The following is a 25,621-nucleotide window of genomic DNA, read 5'->3' as shown; positions in this document are numbered from 1 at the left end:
GGGGGGGCGCCCGCCGGGGGGGGGGGCCGGGGGGCCCCCCCCCCCCCCCCGATCCGCTGCTGTACTGGCGCGGGGCCTATGGCGCGATCCGGCCGACCTGACACCGGCCTTGCGGCTGTGGCAGATGCCGACGACATGATAGGACAAGGGTGGAGCCGCACCCGGCACAGCCATCCCGGTCCTGAGGACAGCCATGAGCCGCGAGAGCTACAAGACCGCCCTGATCGTCGGCACCGGCAGCGGGCTCAGCGCCTCGCTGACCCGGCTGCTCAGCCGCCAGGGAATGCGCGTCGCCGTCGCCGCGCGCGACACCGACAAGCTGAAGCCGCTGCTGGAGGAGACCGGCGCCGCCGCCTTTGCCGCCGACGCATCGGACGCCCAGGCGGTGGCCGGGCTGTTCGACGCGGTGCAGCAGCGCATCGGCGACCCGGATGTGGTGATCTTCAACGCCAGCGCCCGGCTGCGCGGCCCGCTGGCCGATTTGAACCCGGCCGAGGTGCAGCGGGTGCTGGCGGTGTCGGCCTTCGGCGGCTTCCTGGTCGGGCAGCAGGCGGCCCGGCGGATGCTGCAGAAGCGGCGCGGCGCCATCCTGTTCACCGGCGCCTCGGCCAGCGTCAAGGGCTATGCCCGCTCCGCCCCCTTCGCCATGGGCAAGTTCGCGCTGCGCGGCCTGGCCCAGAGCATGGCCCGCGAGCTGTCGCCGCAGGGCATCCATGTCGCCCATGTCGTGATCGACGGCCAGATCCGCGAGGCCGGGCGCGAGGATCCGCCCGCCAAGCCGGACAGCACGCTGGACCCCGACGCCATCGCCCAGAGCTATCTCGACCTGCTGCGCCAGCCGCGCAGCGCCTGGAGCTGGGAGATCGAGCTGCGGCCCTGGGTGGAGACTTTCTGATTTCACGGTTCGGAGGGCCCATGGACACGATCGGTTGGTTGATCCACACGCTGGAGAGCCGGCTGCCCGAGCGGCCCGACGACCAGGCTGAGCCACCGCGCCGGGCACGGCCGCCCGGGCCGGGCCTGCTGGACCGGGTCCGGGCCTTCGTCCGGCGCCCCCTGCCCCGCTGACCACCGAGGTCCCGACATGCCGGATGCCCTGACCCCGCCGGGCCTCGCCCCCGAATTCCTCGCCGGCCAGGCGCTGCTGCGCGAGAGCGGCATCGTCCAGGCCGACGTGCTGGCGACGCCGGTCGTCGTCGCCCGCGGCCATGCCCTGACGCTGCAGGCCTTCCTGAACCAGGATGCGCCGCCGCTGGCCCGGGTCGAGGAGCATGTCCTGTCCGACCTGCCGGTGCCGGTGCGGGTGCGGCTGTACTATCCGGACAACGCATCCGGGCCGCTGCCGGCCTATCTGCACGCCCATGGGGGCGGCTTCGCCCTGGGTGGCATCGACTCGCTGGACCGCTGGAAGCGCGAGGTGGCGCGCGATGCCGGGGTCGTGGTGGTCGGCCTGGACTATGCGCTGGCGCCCGAGCACAAATTCCCGACCGCGCGCGACCAAGCCGTCGCCGTGGTGCAATGGCTGCGCGCGAAAGCGGCGGCGCTGGGCATCGATGCCGGGCGCATCGGCATCGGCGGCGATTCCGCCGGCGGCAACCTGGCGCTGGCCACGCTGCTGCGGCTGCGCGACCTGGCCGATCCGCTGCCGCGCTTCGGTGCCATCGTCTACGGCATGCTGTCGGCCAATCACAACACCCCGTCGCATCGCGATTTCGGCGATGGCAGCTACGGCCTGTCGACCGCCAAGCTGGACTGGTTCTGGACCCAGTACCTGCCCGACCCGGCGCTGCGCGACGATCCCCAGGCGGCGCCGCTGACCGCCGATCTGGGCGGCCTGCCGCCGCTGCTGCTGCTCGCCGCCGCGCTGGACCCGCTGCTCGACGACACGCTCGCCCTGGACCAGCGGCTGACGCGGATCGACGCGCCGCACAGCCTGAAGGTCTATCCCGACATGCCGCACGGCTTCCTGGCCCAGACCCGCCTCTTGTCCCGCGCCCGCGAGGCCCGCGACGACGTGGTCGCGGCGCTGAAGCGGCATCTTGTCTGACAAGCGGGCGGCCGGGGCATGGACAAGGCTCCGGCGGTTGACTATCGATAGCCTCTGAATCGATTGGCCGTCTGGTCATCAGCGGACAGAGAAGAGGCATCAGATGAGCGACGCGGACATCGCAGTCGTCGGCTTGGCCGTCATGGGCCGGAACCTCGCCTTCAACATGGCGGAGAAGGGCTTCCGGGTCGCGCTCTACAACCGCAGCAGCGAGAGGACCGACGAGGCGATGGCCCTGGCCGGTCCGCTGGCCGAGCGCCTCGTCCCCTGCCACACGCCGGAGGAGCTGGTGGCGGCGGTGAAGAAGCCCCGCGCCATCCTGCTGATGGTGCAGGCCGGCGCCGCCGTCGACGAGACCGCCGCCCGGCTGCAGCCGCTGCTGGACAAGGGCGACGCCCTGATCGACGCCGGCAACGCCAATTTCCACGACACGGTGCGGCGCGAGAGCGCCATGGACAAGGCCGGCCTCGCCTATCTCGGCGTCGGCGTCTCCGGCGGCGAGGAAGGGGCGCGCCACGGCCCGTCGATCATGGTCGGCGGCAAGCCCGAGGTCTATGGCCGGGTCGACAAGATCTTTCAGGCGATCGCCGCCAAGTTCGAGGGCACGCCGTGCTGCGCCCTGCTGGGCACCGACGGCGCCGGCCACTTCGTCAAGACCATCCACAACGGCATCGAATATGCCGACATGCAGATGATCGGCGAAGTCTATGGCCTGCTGCGCCGCGGCCTGGGGCTGACCCCGGCCGAGATCGGCGACGTGTTCGAGCGCTGGTCGAAGGGCCCGCTGTCCTCCTACCTCGTCGACATCACGGCGACGGTGCTGAAGACCACCGACCCCAAGACCGGCAAGCCGCTGGTCGACGTCATCGTTGACAGCGCCGGCCAGAAGGGCACCGGCCGCTGGTCGGCGATCGAGGCGCTGGCGCTGGGCGCCCCGGCCTCCTCGATCACCGCGGCGGTCGAGGCGCGCGGCGTCTCGGCCGAGCGCGCCCTGCGCAAGACCCTGTCCGAGCGCTTCCCGGGCGCGGCCCAGCCGCTGACCCTGGCCGGCAACCGCGAGGCGGCGATCGAACTGCTGGAGAAGGCGCTGCTGGCCGGCAAGATCCTGGCCTACACCGAGGGCTTCGCCATCATGTCGGCGGCGTCGCGCGAATATGGCTGGAAGCTGCCGCTGGCCGAGGTCGCCCGGATCTGGCGAGCCGGCTGCATCATCCGCTCGACCCTGCTGGACCGCATCGCCTCGGCCTATGACCAGACGCCGGACATAGAATCCCTGGTGCTGGCACCGGGCCTGACGCCGCTGTTCGAGGGCGCCGCGGGCGCGCTGCCGGAGGTGGTGGCCGAGGCCTTCCGCCACGGCCATGCGGTGCCGGCCCTGTCGGCCGCGACCTCGCGCTGGCTGGCGCTGCGCCAGCCGCGCTCGACCGCCGACCTGACCCAGGGCCAGCGCGACTTCTTCGGCGCCCACGGCTTCGGCCGCATCGACGCCGAGGGGCAGCATCACGGCCCGTGGAGCCAGGCGCACGGTTGATCGGAGCGAGGGCGGCAGCCCCTTGACATCCTTCCCGACCGCTTGGCTCGACCTGCGCGAGCCTGCGGACCACGCCGCCCGGCATCCCGGGCTGCGCAGCGCCGCCGCGTCTCTCGTCGGGACCGGCGGGCTGATCGTGGATCTGGGCTGCGGCATCGGATCGACCGTGCGGGCGCTGCAGTCCTGTCTCGCCCCCGCCGTCCGATGGCGGCTGGTCGACCATGATGCGGCCGTGCTGCGCGAGGCCGGTCGGAGAACGGGGGCCGAAACGGTCCTCTGCGACCTGTCGCGCGGGGAGCCACCGATCGAGGGGGCCGCGCTGGTCACCGCGTCGGCGCTGCTGGATCTCGTCTCCGAGGCGTGGGTCGAGCGCTTGGCGGATGCCCTGAAGGCCCGCCGGTCCCCGTTCTATGCCGCGCTCTCCTATGACGGGCAGTTGTCCTTCGATCCGGCGCATCCCGGCGACCAGGCGATGACCACCGCCCTCAACGCGCATCAGCGGACCGACAAGGGATTCGGCCCGGCGCTCGGTCCGGACGGGGCGGGGGCGCTGGCCGCGGCGTTGCGGTCCCGGGGCTTCAAGGTCCGCATCGAAGCGAGCCCGTGGCGCCTCGGGCCGGGCGACGCAGAGCTGGTCCTCGCGCTGCTGCCCGGGATCGCCGCGGTGGCCTCCGGCATCGCCAAGGCCGAGGTCGAGGACTGGCTGGCGTTCCGGCAGGCCCGGGCCGCGGACGGGCGCTGCCTGGTCGGGCATGTGGACCTCCTCGCGACCCTCTGATCAGATCGCCGTCCGCACGCCGCGCCGCAGCAGCCAGCCGATATCGACGGCGAAGGACCAGGCCAGGGCCGCGAGCGCGACCGCCGCGACGGCCGTCGTCGCCGGGGGGTGCGTGATCGGCAGCAGCATGACGAGCAGCGCGGCGTACTGGACGACGCAGATGGCCTTCCGGCGCAGCGACGGCGACAGCGGCGCGGCCAGTGCCGGCTGGAGAAGGGCGGCGGCGACGAAGGCGTAGCGCATCAGGCCGATCAGCGCGACCCAGGCGCCGGCCTTGTCCAGCAGCATCGCCAGAATCGAGAGCAGCAGGATCGTCAGCGCGTCGACCTCCATGTCGAACCGCGCCCCGAAGCGCGACGCCAGGGCCTGCCGTCGGGCCAGCAGGCCGTCGACGCCATCCAGCACCAGCGCGACCGACAGCAATGCGACGCAGGCCCAGGCGACCCCGGCCGAGATCCGGCTGCGGTCGAGCAGCCCTTCCACGACCACTCCGGCGAAGATCGCCGCGATGCCGAGCCGCGTCAGCGTCATCAGATTGGCCGCACCGAACCGCGGGTGGGGGTGCCAGCCCTGGATCGTCACGGCGATCACGGCCGAGATCCCGGCATAGACCAGGAGCGTCGCGATCAGGAAGGGCGCGGCGACCGGGCTTGTGCCGGCCAGCGCCGCGGCCGTGCCCGTCAGCACCGTCCCCACGCCGAGAAGGCACGCCCAGGTCGTGAGGCGGAGAGGACCGTTCAGGATCGCGCCTCGCCAGCAGGCAGGCGCGCCTTCGAGGACAGCATGCGCCGCAGGACGCCGTCGCGGCGGACCAGGTGGTGGTACAGCGCGCCCGCGATATGCAGCAGGACGACCGCCAGCAGGACCCAGATGAGGTTGAGGTGCACGGCCTTGGCCACGGCCGCGACCGGCTTGCTCACCGGGACGAAGTCCGCGAGGTTGACCAGATAGAACAGCGGCACCGGAAAGCCGCCCGTGGCCGTGTAGATGAAGCCGCTGACCGGCATGGCGAGGATCAGCAGATACAGCAGCCCATGCGTCACGCGCGCCGCGGCCGCCTGCCAGGGCGGCATGTCCGCCGGCAGTTCGGGCACCGGATTGGCCCAGCGCCAGAGCAGCCGGACGACCGCCAGCGCGAACACCGTCAGCCCGGTCATCTTGTGCGTGTCGTAGAGGATGTTCTGCAGCAGGCCCGGCTCGACCCGGTTCATCGTCAGGCCGGCCGGGATCTGCACCAGCAGGATCAGGCCCGCGATCGTCCAATGCAGGGCGATGCTGACCCGCCCCCAACGCTCCGCCGTGTTGCGGTTCATGCACCGCCCTTTCGCCGCTTCGCTTTGGAAGATCTAGTACGGCGCGGCCGGTGTTCAAATGGCGCGGCCGGTGCGATGGATGGCCACGCCCCCCAATCAAGTGCAAGGGGCGGGGCTCGCCATGACGGTGGTGGGGCCGGGGCTACAGGTCGTCCCGGATGCAGGCCTTGGCGTGGCCCGGCGCGACCTCGCGCAACGGCGGCACCGCCGTGGCGCAGTCCGGGATCGCGTGCGGGCAGCGGGTGCGGAAGACGCAGCCCGAGGGCGGGTTGATCGGGCTGGGGATGTCGCCCTGCAGCAGGATGCGCTCACGCCGCACCGTCGGGTCCGGCACCGGCGCCGCCGAGAGCAGCGCCCGGGTGTAGGGGTGGCGCGGCGCGGTGTAGAGCGACCGGGCGGGCGCCGATTCCATGATCCGGCCGAGATACATCACGATCACGCGGTCGCAGAGGTATTCGACCACCGACAAATCATGGGCGATGAACAGCATGGTCAGGCCCAGGTCGCGCTGCAGATCCTGGATCAGGTTGACCACCTGGGCCTGGATCGAGACGTCGAGGGCCGAGACCGGCTCGTCCGCCACGATGAAGCTGGGCTCGACCGCCAGGGCCCGGGCGATGCCGATGCGCTGGCGCTGGCCACCCGAGAACTCGTGCGGGTAGCGGGTGATTGCGTCCGGCCGCAGCCCGACCCGGCGCAGCAGCTCGGCGATCCGCTCCGGCCGCTGCCGGCCGCGGGACAGGCCGTGGATGGTCAGCGCCTCGCCGACGATCTCGCCCACCGTCATCCGCGGGTTCAGGCTGGCATAGGGATCCTGGAAGACGATCTGCATCTCGCGCCGATAGGCCTGGAAGGCCGATTTCGACAGACCGAGGATGTCGGTGCCGGCGAAGCGTACCGACCCGGCGGTCGGCTCGGTCAGGCGCAGGATCGACCGGCCGACCGTGGTCTTGCCGGAGCCGGATTCGCCGACCAGGCCGACCACCTCGCCCCGCTTCAGCACGAAGGACACATCCTCGACCGCACGGACGTTCTGACCCTTGCCGCCGAACAGGCCGCCGCCGACCGGGAACCAGGTGCGCAGCCCCTCGACTTCGACCAGCGTCTCGCCGGGCGCCGGCAGGGCAATGGTGCTGCGGCGGTCCTCGACGACGGCGCTCATGCCAGCTCGCTCCACCGGATGCAGCGCGACATGTGCCCGCCGCCGGTATCGGCGAGCGGCGGCACTGCGGCGGCGCAGGCGTCGATCGCGTAGCGGCAACGCGGCGCGAAGGCGCAGCCGGGCGGCAGCTTGCGCGGGCTCGGCACGTTGCCGGGGATCGCCTCCAGCCGCCGGGACTCGCCGCGGTCCAGCGCCGCGTAGTCGGTGTGCGGCACGCTGTTCAGCAGGCCGATGGTGTAGGGGTGGCGCGGCGACTTGAAGATCTCGATCACGCCGGCCTCCTCGACCACCCTTCCGCCATACATCACGGCAACGCGGTCGGCCATCTCGGCCACCACGCCGAGATTGTGGGTGATGAACAGGATCGACATGCCGATCTCGGCCTGCAGCCGGCGCATCAGGTCCAGGATCTGGGCCTGGATGGTGACGTCCAGCGCCGTGGTCGGCTCGTCGGCGATCAGCAGCGCCGGGCGGCAGCACAGCGCCATGGCGATCATCACCCGCTGGCGCATGCCGCCGGACATCTGGTGCGGATAGTCCTTCAGGCGCCGGCGGGCGGCCGGGATGCCGACCAGCTCCAGCATCTGCGCCGCGGTGTCCATCGCGGCGCGGCGGCCCAGCCCCTGGTGCAGCACCACCGCCTCGGCGATCTGGTCGCCGACCGGATAGACCGGGTTCAGCGACGTCATCGGCTCCTGGAACACCATGGCGATGTCGTTGCCGCGGATGCGGCGCATCTCCGCCTCCGACAGGCGGGCGAGGTCGCGCCGGCGGCCCTGGCCGTCGGTGAACAGCATCTCGCCGCCGGCGATGCGGCCCGGCGGGGTCTGGATCAGCCGCATCAGCGACAGGCTGGTGACGCTCTTGCCCGAGCCGGATTCACCGACCAGCGCCAAGGTCTCGCCGCGGCGGATGTGGAAGGTCACCCCGTCGACCGAGCGGATCGGCCCGTCCTCGGTGTCGAACCAGGTCCGCAGCTCCTTCACCGACAGGATCGTGTCGGCGTCTGGGCCGGCCGCCGCCATCAGGCGCGCGCGGCGCGGATGGTGGCGCGCACCCGCTCCGGATCGGTCACGGTGTTGGTGTATTCGCGCTCCAGCTCGGTGCCGCCCATGCCGATCTCCGGGTTGCGGTAGACCATGCCGCTCGGCTCGCTGCGCGGCGCCGCGAAATGCAGCTCCTGCAGCCCGGTGGCGCGGCGGATGCCGGCGATGTTGGCCTCGTCCAGATCGCCGCAGCCCATGATGACGATGCGGTCGCCGGCCTGCTCCACCGCCCGCTTCAGGATCGCGAGGCCGGCCATCGCGTCCGGCCGCTGGCCCGAGGTCAGCACCCGGTCGACGCCGCAGCGGATCAGCGCCTCCAGCGCCTCTTCCGGGTCGCGGGTCATGTCGAAGGCGCGGTGGCAGGTGACCTTCATCGGCCGGGCCTCGCGCACCAGCTGCGCCGTGCGGTCCTCATCGATCCTGCCGTCCGCGGTCAGGCAGCCGATGACGATGCCGGGCACGCCGAGCTCCCGCAGCGCCTTCACATCGGCCAGCATGCTGGCGACCTCGGTGTCGCTGTACAGGAAGTCGCCGCCGCGCGGCCGGATGATGACGTGGAACGGGATGCGGGCACGGGCCTTGACCTCCAGGATGGTGCCGATGCTGGGGGTCAGCCCACCCTCGATCAGGCTGGCGCAGAGCTCGACCCGGTCGGCCCCGCCCTCCTGGGCCGCCAGGAACCCGTCCAGGCCTTCGACGCAGATCTCGATCAGGGGGGTGGCGGTCATCGGAAGGTCTCTCGCTGCGCTGGACATCCCATACGGGACGGCTGTTTTGCGTTGCCTCTCCCGCTTGCGGGAGAGGTCGGAGACGCGAAGCGGCTCCGGGTGAGGGGATTTTGTCGAGGCCTGGGCCAGCCCTCACCCGGACATCCTGGCGGATGTCCGACCTCTCCCGCCAGGCGGGAGAGGCAATCGGAGCGAGCCGGCAGTGATAGCGCCATCGGCAAAAGCATCATCGGCCGAGCGCCTTGAGCGACCGGGCGGACCAGACGGGGCGGGAGTGCCAGTCGAAGCCGCGGTCGAAGGGGAAGGTCGGGCGGGTGGTGCGGTGGCGCGGCAGGTGCTCGACATCCTGGTCGACCACGCCGGGCGACAGCGCCATCAGGTTCGGGTTGGCGATCGGCGCCAGCTCCGGCGACAGGTAGCCGGACTTGACCACCAGGATCGCCACCTCGGCCGGGTGCACGCCCAGCCGGGTAAAGTCCGAGATGGTGTGGAACGGCCGGCGCCGGGCGGTCAGCACCACCCGGATGCCGCCGATGCGGACCAGGGCCTGGCGGTCGGCGAGATCAGCACCGGGGTCGAGCACCAGCACTTCGGCCTCCGCCTCGACCGGCATGCTGCCCTTGGTGTCGAGAGTCGCGCCGATGCTGAGGCGCAGCCGGCCGCCGATGCCGGCGGCGAAGCAGGCTTCGGTCGCCGGGCGGTCGGCGATGCCGGCGATCAGCACATCCTGCGCGTCGCGCGCCAGCAGCGCCCGCAGCAGGTCGGCGCGGTCGCCGACGCCGCCGCCGGTCGGGTTGTCGCCGGAATCAGCCAGGATCACCGGCCGGGTCGGCGAGCCGACGGCCCAGCCGACGCACTCCTCCACCGTGCCGGTGCGGCTGCCGAAGACGAAGTCGTCGCGCGCATCCCAATAGGCCTGGGCCAGGCGGGCGCCCTCGCGCTCCATCGCCGCCGGGTCGGTGCCGGTGATGATGATCGCCGCCGTCGACCGCGGCTCGTCGGCCCAGACATAGCCGACCATCATCGAGGCATCGAGGATGCCGTCGACGGCGTCGACCGCGGGCAGCCGGGCGTAGAGCGACTTCGCCGGCTCGTCCACCGTGCTGGTGCGCTCGCCCGGCCACAGCACCGGCACCGGGACCCACAGCAGCAGCGGCTGCAAGCCTTCGGTGAGGCGGCGCATCAGCATGGTGCAGGCGCGGCGCTTGGTCTCCTCCACATCGATATGCGGCGCGGTGCGGTAGGTCGAGAACATGTCGAGCGCGTCGATGATGCGCTGGCTGACATTGCCATGCAGGTCGTAGCTGGCGCTGATCGGACAGTCCGGGCCTACCGCGGCGCGGGCGGCGGTGATCCAGTCGCCCTCCGCATCCTCCATGCCCTCGACATTCATGGCGCCGTGCATGGCGAGATACAGGCCGTCGATCGGACCGAGAGCTTTCAGACGATCGAGGAACTCGGCCTTGAACGCCTCATAGGTGGCGCGGGCGACCGGGCCGCCGGGGACGGCGCGGGCGTGCAGGGTCGGCAGGAAGACGGCGTCGTAGTCGCGCAGCATCGCGAAGGAGGGGTCGGCGGTCAGCGCGTCGCCGCGCAGCACCCGGAAATCCGCCTCGGTCGCCAGGACCGGGCTGTAGGTGCTGCATTCGGTGTGGATGCCGCCCACCGCGATTCGAAGGGGGGCGATGCGCGGGAGGGATGCCATGTCTTCAGCCTTCTTCGGCGCGGGTCAGGAAGCGGTGGGCGGCGATGCTGGCGGCGCCGCGGGCCCACAGGGCGCGGGTGGCGTGGTGGAAGCGGATGGTGGTCGAGGCGGCGAGACGCGGCAGGACATTGGCCTCGATCGCCTGCCGGGTGACGGTGCGGAACAGCGGCCCCATCGCGCCCTCGACATCGACGATCAGGACGAATTCGGGGTCGTTGACCTGGATCACATGGGCGATGGCCAGGCCCAGCGCACCGCCGGCCCGGTGCAGGATGCCGATCGCCTCGGCATGTCCCTGGGCCGCCAGGGCCTCTACCTCCGCCGTGGTCGATGCCGTGAGGCCGAGAGCCCGCGCCTGGGCCAGGATCGCCTGGCGCGGCGCCACGGTGTCGAGGCAGCCGCGCTTGCCGCAGCGGCAGGGCAGCCCGCCCGGCTCGATCGTGCAATGCGCGATCTCGCCGGCGCCGCCGCCATGGCCGCGGTAGAGCGTGCCGTCGACATAATGGGCGCAGCCGATGCTGTCGCCGAAGGTCACGGTGGCGAAGGTGCGGTAGTCGCGCGCCAGGCCATACAGCCGTTCGCCGGTGGCGACGGCGTTGGCGTCGTTCTCGAGGAAGGTCGGCACGCCGGTCGCCTGCTCCACCACCGCCGCCACCGGCAGGTCGATCCAGCCGAGATTGGCGGAGTGCAGGCAGCGGTCCTGGTCGTGGTTGACCAGGCCGGACAGGGCGACGCCGATGCCGCGCAGCCGATCGGCCGGGATGCCGGCCTCGCCCAGGAGATGCGGGATCGAGTCGCGGATGGTGCCGGCGATCGCCTGCGGATCGTTCGACCAGGGGGCCGTGCGCTGGCCCAGCACCGCGCCCTGGAAATCGGTCAGCACCATCGTCACCGGCTCCTCTACGATCGAGGCGCCGATGAAATAGCCATGGGTCGGGTTCAGCCGCAGCAGGATCGACGGCCGGCCCTGGCGAGAGGGCGCCGAGGCGACTTCGCTTTCCTCCAGCGCGCCGTCCTGAATCAGCTCGCGGCTCAGCCCCGTGATCGCCGCCTTGCTCAGCCCGGCCAGGACCGCGAGCTCGGACCGGCTCAGCGGCCCGTGGTCGGCCACGGCTTTCAGCAGCGAGCGTTTCGACGGGTTGGCCATTCGCCTCGGCATCCGGTGCGTTCGACTTGACATTTAGTTTAGGAATTGAATTTAATCAAGCCGAAGGCTTCATCGATCTAACAAAGTCGGCGGGCATCCGGACCGATTCCAACCAACGGGGGACGAGATGGCATTTGTGATCGACCGGCGCGGCGCGCTGGCCCTGGGCGGGTCGCTGGGACTGGCGGCGCTGCTGCGCGGCCGCGGCGCCTTCGCCGCCGATGCCTCGCAGATCGTGATCCTGCAGAGCGAGGCGCCGCGCAGCATGGATCCCGCGGACCAGACCGCGACCTACACCTCGGCGATCCTGGAGCCGATGTATGAGGGGCTGACCGGCTACAACGACAAGATGGAGCTGGTGCCCGTCCTGGCCACCAAATGGGAGGCCGACGCCACCGGCACGGTCTGGACCTTCACCCTGCGCCAGGGCGTCAAGTTCCATGACGGCGAGCCGTGCAACGCCGACGCCGTGATCGCCAGCTTCGCCCGGCACATGGACGAGAAGCGCGGCCTGGCCGCCAGCGGCCGGTTCCGCGCCATCCTGTCCGAGGTCAAGGCGCTGGATGCCGACACCATCCGCTTCACCCTGAAGCGCCCCTACCCCGCCTTCCTCAAGCTGATGGCCGTGGCCTCGGCCACGATCGTCAGCCCGAAGGCCGACACGGCCGGCACGCTGGGCCGCGCCGCGGTCGGCACCGGCCCGTACAAGCTGGCCGAGTACAAATCGGGCGAATACGTGCTGTCCGAGGCCAATGCCGATTACTGGGGCGAGAAGGCGCCGACCAAGACCCTGAAATGGATCTGGACCCAGGAAGCGGCGGTCATGAACATGGCGGTGCAGACCGGCGACGCCGATGTCGTCGTGCCGCTGCCGCCGGTCTTCGCCGCGCCGATCAAGGCGAACCCCGAGCTGACCCTGATCCAGGGCAACCCGACCTCGGTGTTCTGGGTGTCGCTGAACGTCAAGCTGGCGCCCTTGGACGATGTCCGCGTCCGCCAGGCGCTGAACCTGGCCACCGACCGGGCTGGCCTCGTCAGCAACCTGCTGTACGGCTTCGGCCTGCCGGCGACCTCGCCGCTGTCGCCCGCCGTGTTCGGCTACGACCCGACGGTCGAGGGCTACGGCCTGGACGTGGCCAAGGCCAAGGCCCTCTTGGCCGAGGCCGGCCATGCCGACGGCATCACCATCAATGTCGCGGTGCAGGAGCCGGAGGCGAACATCGCCGAGATCCTGCAGGGCATGTGGGCCCAGGCCGGGATCACGCTGAACATCCAGCGGATGGAGAGCGGAGTATGGACCGCCGCCGCCTTCGGCACGCCGGAGCAGAAGGCGGCCCAGGCCGTGCACGCGGTCATCGCCTCCTGGTCGACCGGCACCTTCGACGCCGACCTGCAGTTGAAGCCGCTGTACCACACCGACAGCTGGTCGCCGAAGGGCGCCAATCTCGGCTTCTACAGCAACGCCGAGCTGGACGAGATCCTGAACAAGGCCGGGTCGTCGACCGACGATGCCGAGCGCAAGACGCTGTACGCCAAGGCGCAGCGCATCATCGTCCAGGATGCGGCGCATGTGCTGCTGTACTACCCGAACGACCTCGCCGCGGCGCGGGCCGACGTCAAGAACCTGTGGCTGCAGCCCGGCGGCGAGGTGATCCCGGAACGGGCGACGAAGGCGTAAGGACGGATGGGCTTCACTCCTTCCCTCGCTCCCTATGAGTCCCCCCTCCCCTTGCGGGAGGGGGCTAGGGGGAGGGGGTTGTCGCCAATCAAGCAGACGCCGGTTCGGTCTCGCACGGCTCCTTTTTCCTCCCAACAAGCCACGCTGGCGCTGGTGTCGAGAGGCCCCCCCCCCCACCCCCCCCCCCCCCCCCGGGGGGGGGGGGGGGGGGGGGGGGGGGGCTGCGCGCGTCCGCGCGCGAATGGACGAGGGACAGACTTTGCCGTCCGGGCCGGATCGCCAGAACTCAGGCCGGCTCCGGCGGCTCAAACCCCCTCCCCCTAACCCCCCTGCGAGGGGAGGGGGGACTCATTTTCTTCTGCCACCGGCTACTTCTCCCTGAACGGCTTCAGGCGCAGCTTGGTCTGGTGCTGCGGCGCCGGGGTGCCGTCGGTGTCCAGGCCGCGGTAGTAGCCCTTCTGCCACTTCGCCTCGTTGGCGTCGGTGCCGGGCACCGGCAGGTCGGCCAGGAAATCGGTGCGGCCCTGGTGAAAGGCCCAGTAGCGCGCCTCCAGCGCCGGGTCGTCGGATAACGGGCGGATCTCCGGCTCCACTGCCTCGACCGCGTCGCGCACCAGCGGGAAGAACAGGCAGAAGGGCTCGCCGGCCGCGAACTCGACCAGATGGTTCGGCCGGGTGAAGCGCCAGTTCATGGTGAAGCCGTAGGGCGACCAGTCGGTCTCGACCACGCCGGTCAGCGGCGCGATGCCGTCCTTCGGCGCGTTGGTCGGGCCCGAGACCCAGAGGTTGCAGCCCGGCTCGGTGCGCAGCAGCAGCGGCACATGGAAGGTCAGGATGCCGCTGCCGAAATGCCCGACCGCGGGATGCGGGCCGTCTCCGGACGCCTCGACCCGCACCGACTCCGGCGCCGTGCCGCCGTCCCACCAGGCCCGGATCGCGGCCGGGCACAGGATCTCCCAGCCATGGGCGTTGGCGATGTTGAGCGGCAGGCAGCGATAGGCGAAGCCCTCCGGCGTCGCCGACATCCAGTCGCGTGTGGCCGGGGCTGGCCGGATCTCCGGATGGCTCCCGCCGATGGTGTAGGCGATCAGCTTCATGCGGGCGATGGTAGCGGCGACCGGCCGCGCGGACGACCCTGTTGGTGGCGTCCCATTTGTCCGACTAAGATCCTCACCGACTCGAAACCGGGAGGAATCATGCGCCTGCTCGCTGCCGCTCTGCTGCTCGTCCTGCCTGCCGCCGCAACCGCGGCGGATCGCACCGACACGCTCGACGCCGTGGCCAAGGCCGGGGTGCTGAAGGTCTGCACCACCGGCGACTACAAGCCCTTCACCTATCTCGACCCGGCCAAGGGCGAGTACGAGGGCATCGACATCGACATGGCGAAGGACCTGGCGGCCGTGCTCGGGGTGAAGGCGGAGTTCGTCAAGACCAGCTGGAAGACGCTGATGGCCGATTTCACCAGCGGCGCCTGCGACATGGCCATGGGTGGCATCAGCGTGACCTTGCAGCGCCAGAAGCAGGCCTTCTTCAGCATCCCGATCGATGTCGATGGCAAGACGCCGATCACCAAATGCGAGAACGTCGACAAGTTCCAGACGGTGGAGCAGATCGACCAGCCCGGCGTCACGGTGATCGAGCCGCCGGGGGGCACCAACGAGGCCTTCGTGCGCGAGCGGATCAAGTCGGCGAAGATCACCATCTTCCCGGACAACACCACGATCTTCGACGAGATCCTGGCCGGCCGGGCCGATGTCATGATCACCGATGCCAGCGAGACCCGGCTGCAGCAGAAGCTGCGCCCCGGCCTCTGCGCCGTGCATCCCGACCAGCCCTTCACCTTCGCCGAGAAGGCCTATCTGCTGCCGCGCGGCGACGTGGTGTTCAAGGCCTTCGTCGACCAGTGGCTGAACCTGCGCCTGCACGACGGCGGCCACGCGAAGTTCAGCGCGGCGTGGCTCGGCTGAGGCAAAGCAAAGCCGGGCTCTCCGGAGCCCGGCTCGGGGCGCCGGCCTGGATTACTGGCCGCGCAGCCGGGTCATGGTCTTGATCGGGCCGCGGGGATTGCCGGACATCTCGGCGATCTTGCGGTCCTGCGCCTCGATGAAGGCGCGCACGGGGGCCTCGCCGTCCAGCCCGTCGGCCTCGGCGCGCGGTACCTTGCGGTTCGAGCTCAGCGTGCCGTCCTGGTAGACGATGTTGAACAGCACGAAGGTGCTGTCATTGGACTGTTTCTTGCTCCGGGCCATGGCGGCACTCCGGTGACGGTTCGGGTCAGGACGGCTCGGTCGCGTCGTTCGGCGGCGCATCGCCATCCTGGGGCGCGTCGCCCTCCTGGGTCGCCTTGCGGCGCGCAGTCTCTTCCTCGCGCTTCTGCAGTTTCTCCTGCTTCTTCTGTTCCTTGGCGCGGTTGCGCTCGCTGCGCTGCTGATTGTAGTTCGGCTTGAACGGCATGACGGCCTCCCTCTGGCGCGATGCGTCCGCATCGCCGGTCTGTCACAAGAAAAGGAGCGCCCGACGGGCGGGCGCTCCTGTTCCGCTCCGCAATCGAAGGCTCAGACGGCCTTCAGATTCTCCGCCGAGGTCTTGCCGCGCTTCGGGTCGCGCTGCTCTTCGTAGGAGATCTGCTGGCCTTCGTTGAGGCCACGCAGCCCGGCGCGCTCGACGGCCGAGATATGAACGAACACGTCCGGTCCGCCGCTCTCCGGCTGAATGAAACCGAAGCCTTTGGTGCTGTTAAACCACTTCACGGTGCCGATCGGCATCGCTTTTCCTCCAGTTGAGGGGTGGCGCCGCGCGGGACTGCGCAACGCATCAAACGGGAAGGGGAAAGGCGAGGGATCCGCGGCCGCGAGGGCATAGCAGGCCGGCCGTCCGAACCAGAATGACCCCCTAAACATGGGGGACGGCGGACGGAATGGCAAGTTCGACGGCAGAATCGGCCCGAACGCAACGTTTCGCGGCCCCTCGGAGCCGGGTCACGGCAGGGTTCCGGGCTCGGCCATCGCCAGCAGCGCCCCGGCCTGGTCCGGCACGCCCTCGGCCAGGCGGGCGGCGGCGGCGAAGGGCAGCCAGGCGAGGATCCGGTCCCGGCTTTCGCCCGCAGCCGCAGCGTAGGTCTCAACATAGGCCATGGCCAGGTCGGGCGCCACCGGCCGGATCAGCACATAGGAACGGCAGACATCGGCCGCCGGGTCGCCGGTGCAGGCATCCAGCCAGTCGACCACCACCTCGCGGCCCGGCGGCCCCAGGATGTTCCACGGGTGGAAGTCGCCGTGGCAGAGGCGGTCGCCGTCCGGCAGCGCGGCCAGGCCGTGCAGCAGCCGGCGCCGCAGGGCCTCGTCCGGCATCCTGGCGATATTCGCCGCCAGCCTCGCCTTCAGGCTGCCGAGATGCGTCCCGGGATGGCCATGGATCGCGATCTGCAGCCGGGCCATCCGGTCCAGACAGGCCTCGATCCGGCCGGGGGCACGGATGGCGTCGGCGAGGGGCGGACCTTCGGCCCGGGTCATGGCGATGCCCCAGCGGCCGTCGATCTGACCGACGGCATGGACCGACGGCACGGGCAGGCCGAGCGATTCGATCAGCGCCAGGATCGAGGCCTCGCGGAACGCCGCCCGCTTTGGCGCGGCCGCGGTCGTCCGGTACAGCTTGACCACCAGATCGCCGGCGTCGAAGACCTCGGCCTCCTTGCCCGATCCGATCAGCGGTCCGAGGGGCAGGTCCATGGCTACATCCGGCGCAAGGCGACGGCGTCGACCGAGTGATCGGCGGATTTGTGCAGCACCAGCCGGGCGCGCTGCCGGGTGGGCAGGATGTTCTCGCGCAGGTTGACCCCGTTGATCCGGTCCCAGATCTCGCGGGCGACGCGGCGGGCTTCGGCCTCCGGCAGGTCGCGCTGGTGATGGAAATAGGAGGAGGGGTCCCGGAAGGCGGTGCGCTGCAGCAGCAGGCGACGCTCGACGAACCAGCGGGCGATGTCCTCCTCCTCGGCATCGACATAGACCGAGAAGTCGAAGAAGTCGGAGGTGACGACCGACGCCCCGGCCGGCGCCTGCAGCACGTTCAGCCCCTCGAAGACCAGGATGTCCGGCCGGCGGATCACCTGCTTCGCGCCGGGCAGGATGTCGTAGGCGAGGTGCGAGTAGACCGGCGCCTCGACCTCCGGGCGGCCGGACTTCACCGCGGCCAGAAAGCCGATCATCCGGCGCAAATCGTAGCTCTCGGGGAAGCCCTTGCGGCGCATCAGCCCGCGCTCCTCCAGCACCGACTTCGGCCACAGGAAGCCGTCGGTGGTCACCAGCTCGACCCGCGGATGGTCGGGCCAGCGCGACAGCAGCAGGCGCAGAAGCCGGGCGAAGGTGCTCTTGCCGACGGCAACGCTGCCGGCGACGCCGATGATGTAGGGCGGTGGCGGGCCGGGCCGGCCGAGGAACGCGTCCTGCACCCCATCGAGCGCGCGGGCGGCGGCGACATGCAGGTTCAGCAGGCGCGACAGCGGCAGCAGGATGTCGGCGACATCGGCCGGCGACACCGGCTCGTTCAGCCCGCGCAGCTCGACCAGCTCGGCCTCGGACAGGACCATCGGCGTGGTGGCCCGCAGCGCCGCCCATTCGGCCCGGGTGAAGCGGTCATAGGCGGCGGGCTTGGCCGCGAAAAGGTCGGGCACCGGCCGGGCGGGGGAGGGGGATTGGTTGGGCATCGACGGCTCGCAGCGGACAGTCCGGCAGCGTCCGACGATCCGAGCATCGGGGCAAGAGCGGTCCGGGGCACGGCGAGATCGAAGCCTTGCTCCGGGTTGGCCAGTGACCCGAACAACACCAGGATGGTGGTTCGGGGCTCGGCGCCGATCGGCGCGGCAGGCTTCAGGCCTCGTGCGATATTGAGGGGACCGTCCCCATGCCTGCTCACAGTTCAGACGCTTGACGACCGGGACTTCGCGCCAAGGATCATTGTTGCTGAGCTGTCGCAACGCTTCGTACAGCGCCAGCTCTGAGGAGGACCCGCCATGAAAGCGGCGCTGCTGTTTACCGGGAGCGGTCCTTTGGTGATCGTGACCTCGCATGCTTCGCTGACCGACCCGGCGCTGACCGAGAAGCTTCGGGCCAAGGGCATCGAGAAATTCATCGCCTATGAGGTGCCTGTGCCGATGGCGCGGGAACGCTATGGGGGCCATTTCCAGGTGGTAATGCGCGACCTGCATGAATCGGACGATCTCCGCGTCCTCGACTTCAACGGCGAGCGGGCCTTCCGCCTCTTCCGCCTCGCGGAGCTCGGGCCGCCGGTCATGTTCGAAGACGAGAAGGCGGCGTGAGGCCGACGGCCAGCCTCGAAGGACACGGCCCACGCAGCGCGCCGCTTGCGGCCGTACGTGGTCAACATGGCTCCGGTTTCCGCTGGAGACGGTGACGGCTGCCGGCCTTGGATCCGGCATCCCGGTCGGCGTGACCGTCGGCCGGGATCGCCGCCGAAGAACGAATCCGCCAGGGGAGCGTCAGCGCGAATAGATGCCCACCAGGTCGATTTCGGCCAGGGCGTGGGTGCGCGCCGCGGCCTCGATATCCCCGCAGCGGGTGCCGCGAACAGAGAGATGGCCGACATCCAGGGCCATCAGCTTGAAATGGTAGTGGTGGGGGCCGTGGCCTCTTGGCGGACAGGCCCCGCCATAGCCGACCTTCCCGAAATCGTTGACGCCCTGCCGCGCCAGTCCGGCCGTGGGCGTGCGCGGAAAGCCCTCCGGCAGCTCGTGAGTGCTGACGGGAATGTCGTAAACCGCCCAGTGATGGAAGGTGCCTCCCGGCGCATCGGGATCGTCGCAGAACAGCGCAAAACTGTGCGTTCCCTTGGGTGCCTCAGACCATGCGAGCGGCGGCGATTGGTCCAGGCCGTCGCAGCTGAAGCGTTCCGGCATTCGTTCGCCGTTCCCGAACGCAGGACTGGTGAGGTGCATTCCCATGGCGCGTCTCCCTTCGCGAGCCCGGCGCCCTGCCTCGCCGGCAACCGGGCGATGGCTTCTCTTGAGAAATGGCGACGTGACCGTGTCAGGGCAAGGCGCGCTCCGGCTTCCCGCCCTCAGAATGTCGATATCGGTTGCCCGACGCGCCGGCCCGATCGGGCTTGCGCTGCGGCGCGCTCCGCGCTACACCCAGCCTCGCATCCAGAGTTGGGCTGACGCCCACGCCAACCTGCCTCCCGGGCAAGGTGGTGGCCTCTCGCAAGAGGGGCGATGCGGCCGGACCGGCAACCAAACGGGTCGAAAGCCGCGCGTCAGCCCTCCTCGCAACCGCGATGGAGGGTTTTCATGTCTGCTTACCAGTCCGCAGCGATCCCGCTGGCCCATCCCGGCGACACCGTCGAGCGGCTCGACGAGCGCCCTTGTCCCCGCCCGCGCGACCCGCAGCGGCGCGAGATCCTGTACGCCGTGGTGCATCGCGGCGCCGGGCTGTGGACCCATCTCTACCGCGTCGTCCTGGCCGCCGCGTCGCGGCCGGAGATCCATCTCGACCGGGTGCTGGAGGGCGATCGCCTGGCCGAGCTGCGCCGGGCCTATGCGGCGGCGGATCTGGCAGCGTGAGATGGGGAGGTTGGGTTCGCGGGGCGAACCCAACCTTGATCTGCGTTCACGTCGCCCGCACGTAGCGGCCAGGGGCGTCCTCGATCGGGGTCAGCCCGCCGTCGCCCGGGCGCCGGGCCGGGACTTGGCCGCCGGCGTGGCGGGCGACCCATTTCTGCCATTCCGGCCACCACGAGCCCTCGACCTGCTCGGCGGCCTGGAGCCAGGCCTCCGGGGTCTTCGGCGTCCGCGTGTTGACCCAATGGCAGTACTTCTTCGCCGCCGGCGGGTTGACCACCCCGGCGATGTGGCCCGAGGCGCTGAGGCAGAAGCGCACCGGCCCGCCGAACAGCTGGGTTCCGGCATAGGTCGAGGCCCAGGGCGCGATGTGGTCGTCGCGGGTCGACAGCATGAAGGTCGGGGTCTTGATCGTGGTCAGGTCGATCGGCACCCCGGCCAGGGTGATGCCGCCCGGCTGCGCCAGCCGGTTCTCCTGGTACATGTTGCGCAGGTAGAAGCTGTGCATCGCGGCCGGCATCCGGGTCGCGTCGCTGTTCCAATAGAGCAGATCGAAGGGGAAGGGGTCCTTGCCCAGCAGGTAGTTGTTGACGACGAAGGACCAGATCAGGTCGTTGGCGCGCAGCAGGTTGAAGGTCGTCGCCATGGCCGAGCCTTCGAGATAGCCCTTGCCGGACATCTTGTGCTCGATCGTCCGCAGCTGCTCCTCGTCGACGAAGATGCCGAGCTCGCCCGGATCGGTGAAGTCGGTCAGCGTGGTCAGGTAGGTCGCGCTCTTGACCCGGTCCGCCTCGCCCTTGGCCGTCATCCAGGCCAGGGTGCAGGCCAGCAGCGTGCCGCCCAGGCAATAGCCGATGACGTTGACCTCGCGCTCGCCGGTCGCCTGCTCGATCGCGCCGAGCGCCGCCAGCGACCCTTCCAGCATGTAGTCGCCGAAGCTCTTATCCGCCAGCTGCCCGTCCGGGTTGACCCAGGAGACGACGAAGACGGTGTGGCCCTGCTCGACCGCCCAGCGGATCAGGCTGTTCTGCGGCTTCAGGTCGAGGATGTAGAACTTGTTGATCCAGGGCGGGATGATCAGCAGCGGCCGCCGCGCCACCGTCTCGGTCGCCGGGTCGTACTGGATCAGCTGCATCAGCTCGGTCTCGAACACCACCTTGCCGGGAGTGACGGCGATGTTGCGGCCGATCTCGAAGGCGCTGCGGTCGGTCATGGTGATGGCGAGCTGGCCCTGGCCGCGCTCCAGGTCGGCCAGCATGTTCTCGAGGCCCTTGACCAGGTTCTCGCCGCGCGAATCCAGCGTGCTGCGCAGCACCTCGGGGTTGGTCGCGACGAAGTTCGACGGCGACATCGCGTCGATGAACTGCCTAGTATAGAAGTCGACCTTCTTCGCGGTCTTGGCGTCCAGCCCCTCGACCTCGCGCACCGAGCCCTGCAGCCAGCGCGCGGTCAGCAGGTAGGACTGCTTGATGAAGTCGAACACCGCGACCTCGCTCCAGGCCGGGTCCTTGAAGCGCTTGTCGCCCTTCTCCGCCGCCACCACCGGCTCCGCCTCCTGCCCCAGCATGCGCTGGGCGGTGCGGCTCCACAGCGTGGCGTAGTCCTGCCACAGCGACATCTGGGCCTGCAGCAGCCGGGTCGGGTCGGCCATCAGCCGCTGGGTCATGGCCAGGAAGGCCGAGCCGATGTTGAGCGGGTCGAGCTCCGGCGTCTCGGCCCGGCCCTGCTTCTCCAGGAAGGCGGTGACCAGCCGGGCGCTGCGCTCGCCGATCTCGATCATGCGGCGGCCCAGCTCGGCCGGATCCGCCGCCGGCGCGGTCTCGGGCGCGGGCGCGCCGGGCTTGGCCTGAACCGCCGGCCCGGCCGCATCGGGCTTCGTCCGGGTCTCGAGCGCGGCTTCGCCGGACGTCGTCCGGCCCTTGGGCGCTGCTCCGCCGGACTTCGTCCGGGTCTTTGGCTCCGCTTCGCCGGACTTCGTCCGGGTCTTTGGCTCCGCTTCGCCGGACTTCGTCCGGCTGGGGGCGGTGCGGGCGCGCTCGGTCATGCGGAAGGGTCTCCCTGGCTGCGGCGGCGTCGCCCGAGGCGCGGATTCGGGCGTAGAATGCCGCTTATCTGCCACTTTGCACGGCCATCCTCTTTCCAGTCCACCCTTTCAACGAAGTGTGCTAGGCACGTGCCATGCGTCGCACCGGCTCTCTCATGATCGCTTCCGCCCGCCCCGGCCTTCCGGTCCGTGGCGCCGTCGCCACCGTCGCCCTGGGCCTCGTCCTCGCAGGCTGCGGCGGCCGCATCTTCGACGGCACGCCCTATGCGGGCGACGTCCAGGCCTCCGTGCCCAAGGCCGAGACCGCCGAGGTCTCGCCGCTCGGCGTGGCCGAGCAGCCGCCGGTGCCCAGCGTCGGCGGCCCCCTGGGCACGGCGCAGGCGGGCGACACCAAGACTTACTCGCTGCCGGCCATGGCCCAGACCGACGCCGACCGCGCGGCGATGCAGCAGGCCCAGGCCCAGCAGGCGCAGCAGCAGGCGGGGATGCAGCAGCAGCGCCGGGCGCAGATCGAGGCGCAGCGCCAGGCTGCCTTCCAGCGCCAGCAGCAGGCCGCGCAGCAGCAGGCGGCGGCGCAGCAGGCGCAACAGCAGCAGCCGACCGGCACGGTGGCGCCGATGAGCTTCGGCCAGCGCCGCAACACCGCCGCCCCCCCGGCGATGGACTCGATGCCGCGCCCGGCCTCGGAGCAGGCCTACCCCAATCTCGCCACCGTGCCGGAGAAGCCGACCGACCTGCCGACGCCGGAGCAGCAGGCCGCGGTGCGCGGCCAGCTCGAGGCCGACCGCGCCGCCTCGGGCGCGCCCGGCGCGCTCAGCTTCGGCAACAAGCCGGCCGGCCAGGCCGCGGCGACCCCCGCCCCGGAGGCCAAGCCGGCCTTCAGCTTCAACAACCGGGTCGCCGGCACCGTCAAGTTCGACGGCGGCAGCACCACCCTGCCGGCCTCGGCCAGCAGCACCATCGAGAATGTCGCCAAGACGGCGCAGAGCCCGAAGCTGCGGGTCGTCGGCTTCGGCGCCGGCGACGGCGCGGCCCAGGCCAAGGCGCGGGCCGAGGCGGTGGCAGCGGCGCTGCGCGCGGCCGGCGTCGACCCGGCCCGAATCGTCACCGGCGGCGCGGCCGACACCCGGCCGAACATCACCGACGGCCAGGCCGCCCGCGTCGAAATCTACCTCGCCCAATAAGCTCAGCACCGGACGCCCCGACGGGCGTCGGGGGGACATGTCGATGACCGACCAGGACTTCCACCGAATCAAGCGCCTGCCGCCCTATGTGTTCGCCGAGGTGAACGCGATGAAGGCGGCGGCGCGAGCTCGGGGCGAGGACATCATCGATCTCGGCATGGGCAACCCCGACGGGCCGCCGCCGAAGCATGTGATCGAGAAGCTGACCGAGGCGGCGCAGAATCCGCGCAGCCACGGCTATTCGACCTCGCGTGGCATCCCCGGGCTGCGCCGGGCCCAGGCCGCCTATTACCAGCGCCGCTTCGGGGTCGAGCTCGACCCCGAGAGCGAGATCGTCGTCACCATCGGGTCGAAGGAAGGCCTGGCCAACCTGGCCCAGGCGATCACCAGCCCGGGCGACATCATCCTGGTGCCGAATCCGAGCTACCCGATCCACATGTTCGGCTTCATCATCGCCGGCGCGTCGGTGCGGTCGCTGCCGCCGACCCCGCCCGGCGGCAGCTTCCTCGAAGTGCTGGAGCGGGCGGTGCGGCACAGCGTGCCGAAGCCGACCGCGCTGGTGCTGAACTACCCGTCGAACCCGACGGCCGAGGTGGTCGACCTCGACTTCTACCGGCCGATCGTCCAGTTCTGCCGCCAGCACGGCATCTGGATCCTGTCCGACCTGGCCTATGCCGAGATCTATTTCGACACGGCGCCGCCGCCCTCGATCCTGGCGATCCCCGAGGCGCGCGACATCGCGGTCGAATTCACCTCGCTGAGCAAGACCTATTCGATGGCCGGCTGGCGCATCGGCTTCGCCGCCGGCAACAAGCGGCTGATCGCGGCGCTGGCGCGGGTGAAGTCCTATGTCGACTACGGCGCCTTCACGCCGCTGCAGGTGGCGGCGACGGCGGCGATCAACGGGCCGCAGGATTTCGTCGACGAGATGCGGGCGCGCTATCGCCTGCGCCGCGACACGCTGATCGAGGGGCTGCGCGCCGCCGGCTGGCCGGTGGAGAAGCCGGAGGCCAGCATGTTCGTCTGGGCGCCGATCCCGGAGGCCTTTGCCAGCATGGGATCGCTCGCCTTCTCCAAGCTGCTCTTGGAGGAGGCCGGGGTGGCGGTGGCGCCGGGTGTCGGCTTCGGCGAATACGGCGACGGCCATGTCCGTATCGCCCTGGTCGAGAACCACCAGCGCATCCGCCAGGCCTGCAAGGCCATCAAGACGTTCCTGAGCCGGCGCCGCAACGACCCGCAGCCGGTCAGCCTGAAAGCGGTATCGTGATCCCTGTGCTTCGCATCGGCATTGCCGGCCTCGGCACGGTCGGCGGCGGCGTGCTTCGCCTGCTGCAGGCCCATGCCGAGCTGCTGGCCCAGCGCAGCGGCCGGCGTATCGTCGTCGCCGCCGTCTCGGCCCGCGACCGGCACCGCGACCGCGGCGTGCCGCTGGACGGGGTGCGCTGGTACGACGACGCGGTGGCTCTGGCCGCCGATCCCGAGATCGACGTCGTGGTCGAGCTGATCGGCGGCGCCAACGGCATCGCCAAGGCCGTCTGCGAGACCGCGATCGGCCATGGCAAGCCGGTGGTCACCGCCAACAAGGCGCTGCTGGCCGTGCACGGCGCGGATCTCGCCGCCCGGGCCGAGGAGGCCGGCGTGGCCCTGGCCTTCGAGGCGGCGGTCGCCGGCGGCATCCCGGCGATCAAGGGGCTGCGCGAGGGGCTGGCCGGCAACCGCATCGACGGCGTGTTCGGCATCCTCAACGGCACCTGCAACTACATCCTGACCGAGATGCGGACCACGGGCCGCGAGTTCGCCGAGGTGCTGGCCGAGGCACAGAAGCTCGGCTATGCCGAGGCCGATCCCAGCTTCGACGTCGACGGCGTCGACGCCGCGCACAAGCTGGCGGTGCTGGCGGCGCTGGCCTTCAACGCCCGGGTCGAGTTCGACGACCTGCACATCGAGGGCATCCGCCAGATCTCGGCGCTCGACATCGCCTATGCGCAGGAGCTGGGCTACCGCATCAAGCTGCTCGGCATCGCCCGGCGCACGGATGAGGGGCTGTCGCTGCGGGTCCATCCCTGCATGGTGGCCGAGGCTTCGCCGATCGCCCATGTCGAGGGCGTGTTCAACGCCGTGGTGGCGCAGGGCGACTTCGTCGGCCAGGTGATGATGACCGGCCGCGGCGCCGGTGCCGGCCCGACCGCCTCGGCCGTGGTCGCTGACCTGGTCGACCTGGCCCGCGGCCTGAAGGTGCCGGTGCTCGGCATCCCGGCCGCCCGGCTCGAGCGCGCCCTTGTGCTGCCGATGGACCATCGCCGGGGCGCCTACTACCTTCGGCTGATGGTGGTCGACCGTCCGGGCGTGATCGCCGACGTGGCCGCGGCGATGCGCGACCAGCAGATCTCGGTCGAGAGCCTGCTGCAGCGCGGCCGGTCGCCCGGCGACGCCGTGCCGCTGGTGATCATCACCCATGAGACGGACGAGGCGGCGATGACCCGGCTGCTGGCGGCGCTGGGCGCGCTGGACGCGGTGCTGGAGCCGCCACATGTCATTCGCATCGAAGACCTGTGATCATTCCCGGTACCGGCTGCGGTTGAAAGCCGGTACACCCGTCGTACGATGTGTCCGCCGCCGCCCGTGAGGGCCGGATGCGGCGGAGACGAGACCGAGAGGATCGGAGAGACGATGAAACGGCCGGAAAC

The 25,621-nt window shown here is 70.6% G+C and carries 27 protein-coding genes and 1 riboswitch; of the genes, 12 read left to right on the top strand and 15 right to left on the bottom strand.

Annotated features, from left to right (window positions below):
* The first annotated feature begins 193 nt into the window (after positions 1 to 193).
* The 5 genes from AAHM41_RS04285 (at position 194) to AAHM41_RS04265 (ending at position 4,356) form a co-directional block, all read left to right on the top strand.
* Positions 194 to 895 (top strand): SDR family NAD(P)-dependent oxidoreductase, encoded by a 702-nt coding sequence (locus AAHM41_RS04285; protein ID WP_342235271.1) that lies wholly within the window; start codon positions 194 to 196, stop codon positions 893 to 895.
* Between the two features lie 20 nt (positions 896 to 915).
* Complete coding sequence (locus AAHM41_RS04280; protein ID WP_342235270.1) at positions 916 to 1,068, top strand: hypothetical protein; 153 nt, start codon at positions 916 to 918, stop codon at positions 1,066 to 1,068.
* 16 nt (positions 1,069 to 1,084) lie between these two features.
* Positions 1,085 to 2,047 (top strand): alpha/beta hydrolase, encoded by a 963-nt coding sequence (locus tag AAHM41_RS04275; RefSeq protein ID WP_342235269.1) that lies wholly within the window; start codon positions 1,085 to 1,087, stop codon positions 2,045 to 2,047.
* 103 nt (positions 2,048 to 2,150) lie between these two features.
* Positions 2,151 to 3,578, top strand: coding sequence for an NADP-dependent phosphogluconate dehydrogenase (gndA, locus tag AAHM41_RS04270; protein ID WP_342235268.1), 1,428 nt, complete (start codon positions 2,151 to 2,153; stop codon positions 3,576 to 3,578).
* Positions 3,579 to 3,600: 22 nt separating this feature from the next.
* Positions 3,601 to 4,356: a hypothetical protein gene (locus AAHM41_RS04265; RefSeq protein WP_342235267.1), complete on the top strand. Its 756-nt coding sequence runs from the start codon at positions 3,601 to 3,603 to the stop codon at positions 4,354 to 4,356.
* Here the strand turns inward: AAHM41_RS04265 and AAHM41_RS04260 are convergent, their stop codons facing one another.
* The 7 genes from AAHM41_RS04260 to AAHM41_RS04230 form a co-directional block, all read right to left on the bottom strand.
* Positions 4,357 to 5,043 (bottom strand): CDP-alcohol phosphatidyltransferase family protein, encoded by a 687-nt coding sequence (locus AAHM41_RS04260; RefSeq protein ID WP_342235266.1) that lies wholly within the window; start codon positions 5,041 to 5,043, stop codon positions 4,357 to 4,359.
* Between the two features lie 50 nt (positions 5,044 to 5,093).
* Positions 5,094 to 5,669: a cytochrome b gene (locus AAHM41_RS04255; RefSeq protein ID WP_342235265.1), complete on the bottom strand. Its 576-nt coding sequence runs from the start codon at positions 5,667 to 5,669 to the stop codon at positions 5,094 to 5,096.
* Positions 5,670 to 5,811: 142 nt separating this feature from the next.
* The gene (locus AAHM41_RS04250) at positions 5,812 to 6,831 is read right to left on the bottom strand and encodes an ABC transporter ATP-binding protein (RefSeq protein ID WP_342235264.1); all 1,020 of its coding nucleotides are present in this window, start codon (positions 6,829 to 6,831) and stop codon (positions 5,812 to 5,814) included.
* Entirely contained in the window at positions 6,828 to 7,856 is a 1,029-nt protein-coding gene (locus AAHM41_RS04245) for an ABC transporter ATP-binding protein (RefSeq protein ID WP_342235263.1), read from the bottom strand. Before AAHM41_RS04245 ends, AAHM41_RS04250 begins: the two co-directional genes overlap by 4 nt.
* Entirely contained in the window at positions 7,856 to 8,605 is a 750-nt protein-coding gene (locus AAHM41_RS04240; RefSeq protein WP_342235262.1) for a copper homeostasis protein CutC, read from the bottom strand. Before AAHM41_RS04240 ends, AAHM41_RS04245 begins: the two co-directional genes overlap by 1 nt.
* Before the next feature lie 226 nt (positions 8,606 to 8,831).
* Positions 8,832 to 10,310 carry a M81 family metallopeptidase gene (locus AAHM41_RS04235; RefSeq protein WP_342235261.1) on the bottom strand — a complete coding sequence of 493 codons (1,479 nt, stop codon included), beginning with the start codon at positions 10,308 to 10,310 and terminating at the stop codon, positions 8,832 to 8,834.
* Between the two features lie 4 nt (positions 10,311 to 10,314).
* Complete coding sequence (locus AAHM41_RS04230) at positions 10,315 to 11,457, bottom strand: ROK family transcriptional regulator (RefSeq protein ID WP_342235260.1); 1,143 nt, start codon at positions 11,455 to 11,457, stop codon at positions 10,315 to 10,317.
* Positions 11,458 to 11,584: 127 nt separating this feature from the next.
* On the opposite strand from AAHM41_RS04230, the gene AAHM41_RS04225 reads away from it, so the two are divergent.
* Complete coding sequence (locus AAHM41_RS04225) at positions 11,585 to 13,135, top strand: ABC transporter substrate-binding protein (RefSeq protein ID WP_342235259.1); 1,551 nt, start codon at positions 11,585 to 11,587, stop codon at positions 13,133 to 13,135.
* A gap of 368 nt (positions 13,136 to 13,503) precedes the next feature.
* Here AAHM41_RS04225 and AAHM41_RS04220 read toward each other — a convergent pair whose 3' ends face one another.
* Entirely contained in the window at positions 13,504 to 14,232 is a 729-nt protein-coding gene (locus AAHM41_RS04220) for a DUF6065 family protein (RefSeq protein ID WP_342235258.1), read from the bottom strand.
* Positions 14,233 to 14,331: 99 nt separating this feature from the next.
* On the opposite strand from AAHM41_RS04220, the gene AAHM41_RS04215 reads away from it, so the two are divergent.
* Positions 14,332 to 15,102 (top strand): transporter substrate-binding domain-containing protein, encoded by a 771-nt coding sequence (locus tag AAHM41_RS04215; RefSeq protein ID WP_342235257.1) that lies wholly within the window; start codon positions 14,332 to 14,334, stop codon positions 15,100 to 15,102.
* Positions 15,103 to 15,153: 51 nt separating this feature from the next.
* Here AAHM41_RS04215 and AAHM41_RS04210 read toward each other — a convergent pair whose 3' ends face one another.
* The 5 genes from AAHM41_RS04210 to coaA all read right to left on the bottom strand — a co-directional run bounded on the left by AAHM41_RS04210 (position 15,154) and on the right by coaA (position 17,837).
* On the bottom strand, positions 15,154 to 15,384 hold the full coding sequence (locus AAHM41_RS04210; protein ID WP_342235256.1) for a hypothetical protein: 231 nt from the start codon (positions 15,382 to 15,384) through the stop codon (positions 15,154 to 15,156).
* A 25-nt stretch (positions 15,385 to 15,409) separates the two neighbouring features.
* A complete protein-coding gene (locus AAHM41_RS04205; protein WP_342235255.1) occupies positions 15,410 to 15,589 on the bottom strand; it encodes a hypothetical protein in 180 nt (59 codons plus the stop codon).
* Positions 15,590 to 15,690: 101 nt separating this feature from the next.
* Positions 15,691 to 15,900 carry a cold-shock protein gene (locus AAHM41_RS04200; RefSeq protein WP_034847508.1) on the bottom strand — a complete coding sequence of 70 codons (210 nt, stop codon included), beginning with the start codon at positions 15,898 to 15,900 and terminating at the stop codon, positions 15,691 to 15,693.
* A 213-nt stretch (positions 15,901 to 16,113) separates the two neighbouring features.
* On the bottom strand, positions 16,114 to 16,863 hold the full coding sequence (locus AAHM41_RS04195) for a phosphotransferase family protein (protein WP_342235254.1): 750 nt from the start codon (positions 16,861 to 16,863) through the stop codon (positions 16,114 to 16,116).
* A 2-nt stretch (positions 16,864 to 16,865) separates the two neighbouring features.
* Positions 16,866 to 17,837, bottom strand: a complete 972-nt coding sequence (gene coaA / locus AAHM41_RS04190; protein ID WP_342235253.1) for a type I pantothenate kinase — start codon at positions 17,835 to 17,837, stop codon at positions 16,866 to 16,868.
* Between the two features lie 306 nt (positions 17,838 to 18,143).
* Between coaA and AAHM41_RS04185 the strand changes: the two genes are divergently transcribed.
* Positions 18,144 to 18,449 carry a hypothetical protein gene (locus AAHM41_RS04185; RefSeq protein WP_342235252.1) on the top strand — a complete coding sequence of 102 codons (306 nt, stop codon included), beginning with the start codon at positions 18,144 to 18,146 and terminating at the stop codon, positions 18,447 to 18,449.
* Between the two features lie 180 nt (positions 18,450 to 18,629).
* On the opposite strand, the gene AAHM41_RS04180 is transcribed toward AAHM41_RS04185, so the two are convergent.
* Positions 18,630 to 19,091 carry a YbhB/YbcL family Raf kinase inhibitor-like protein gene (locus AAHM41_RS04180; protein ID WP_342235251.1) on the bottom strand — a complete coding sequence of 154 codons (462 nt, stop codon included), beginning with the start codon at positions 19,089 to 19,091 and terminating at the stop codon, positions 18,630 to 18,632.
* 192 nt (positions 19,092 to 19,283) lie between these two features.
* A riboswitch (SAM-I-IV-variant riboswitch) is annotated at positions 19,284 to 19,393 on the top strand.
* A 43-nt stretch (positions 19,394 to 19,436) separates the two neighbouring features.
* Between AAHM41_RS04180 and AAHM41_RS04175 the strand changes: the two genes are divergently transcribed.
* Positions 19,437 to 19,709, top strand: a complete 273-nt coding sequence (locus AAHM41_RS04175; RefSeq protein ID WP_342235250.1) for a hypothetical protein — start codon at positions 19,437 to 19,439, stop codon at positions 19,707 to 19,709.
* Between the two features lie 46 nt (positions 19,710 to 19,755).
* Here AAHM41_RS04175 and phaC read toward each other — a convergent pair whose 3' ends face one another.
* Positions 19,756 to 21,486, bottom strand: a complete 1,731-nt coding sequence (gene phaC, locus AAHM41_RS04170; RefSeq protein ID WP_342235275.1) for a class I poly(R)-hydroxyalkanoic acid synthase — start codon at positions 21,484 to 21,486, stop codon at positions 19,756 to 19,758.
* A gap of 419 nt (positions 21,487 to 21,905) precedes the next feature.
* Between phaC and AAHM41_RS04165 the strand changes: the two genes are divergently transcribed.
* Genes AAHM41_RS04165 through AAHM41_RS04155 form a run of 3 tightly spaced genes read left to right on the top strand, consistent with a single transcriptional unit; the run spans position 21,906 to position 25,490 of the window.
* On the top strand, positions 21,906 to 22,934 hold the full coding sequence (locus AAHM41_RS04165; protein WP_342235249.1) for an OmpA family protein: 1,029 nt from the start codon (positions 21,906 to 21,908) through the stop codon (positions 22,932 to 22,934).
* Positions 22,935 to 22,977: 43 nt separating this feature from the next.
* The gene (locus tag AAHM41_RS04160) at positions 22,978 to 24,201 is read left to right on the top strand and encodes an LL-diaminopimelate aminotransferase (RefSeq protein WP_342235248.1); all 1,224 of its coding nucleotides are present in this window, start codon (positions 22,978 to 22,980) and stop codon (positions 24,199 to 24,201) included.
* Positions 24,198 to 25,490 (top strand): homoserine dehydrogenase, encoded by a 1,293-nt coding sequence (locus AAHM41_RS04155; protein ID WP_342235247.1) that lies wholly within the window; start codon positions 24,198 to 24,200, stop codon positions 25,488 to 25,490. Before AAHM41_RS04160 ends, AAHM41_RS04155 begins: the two co-directional genes overlap by 4 nt.
* Positions 25,491 to 25,621: the final 131 nt, after the last annotated feature.

This window comes from Inquilinus sp. OTU3971 (assembly GCF_038440215.1).
This window is presented reverse-complemented; position numbering and strand designations above follow the sequence as displayed.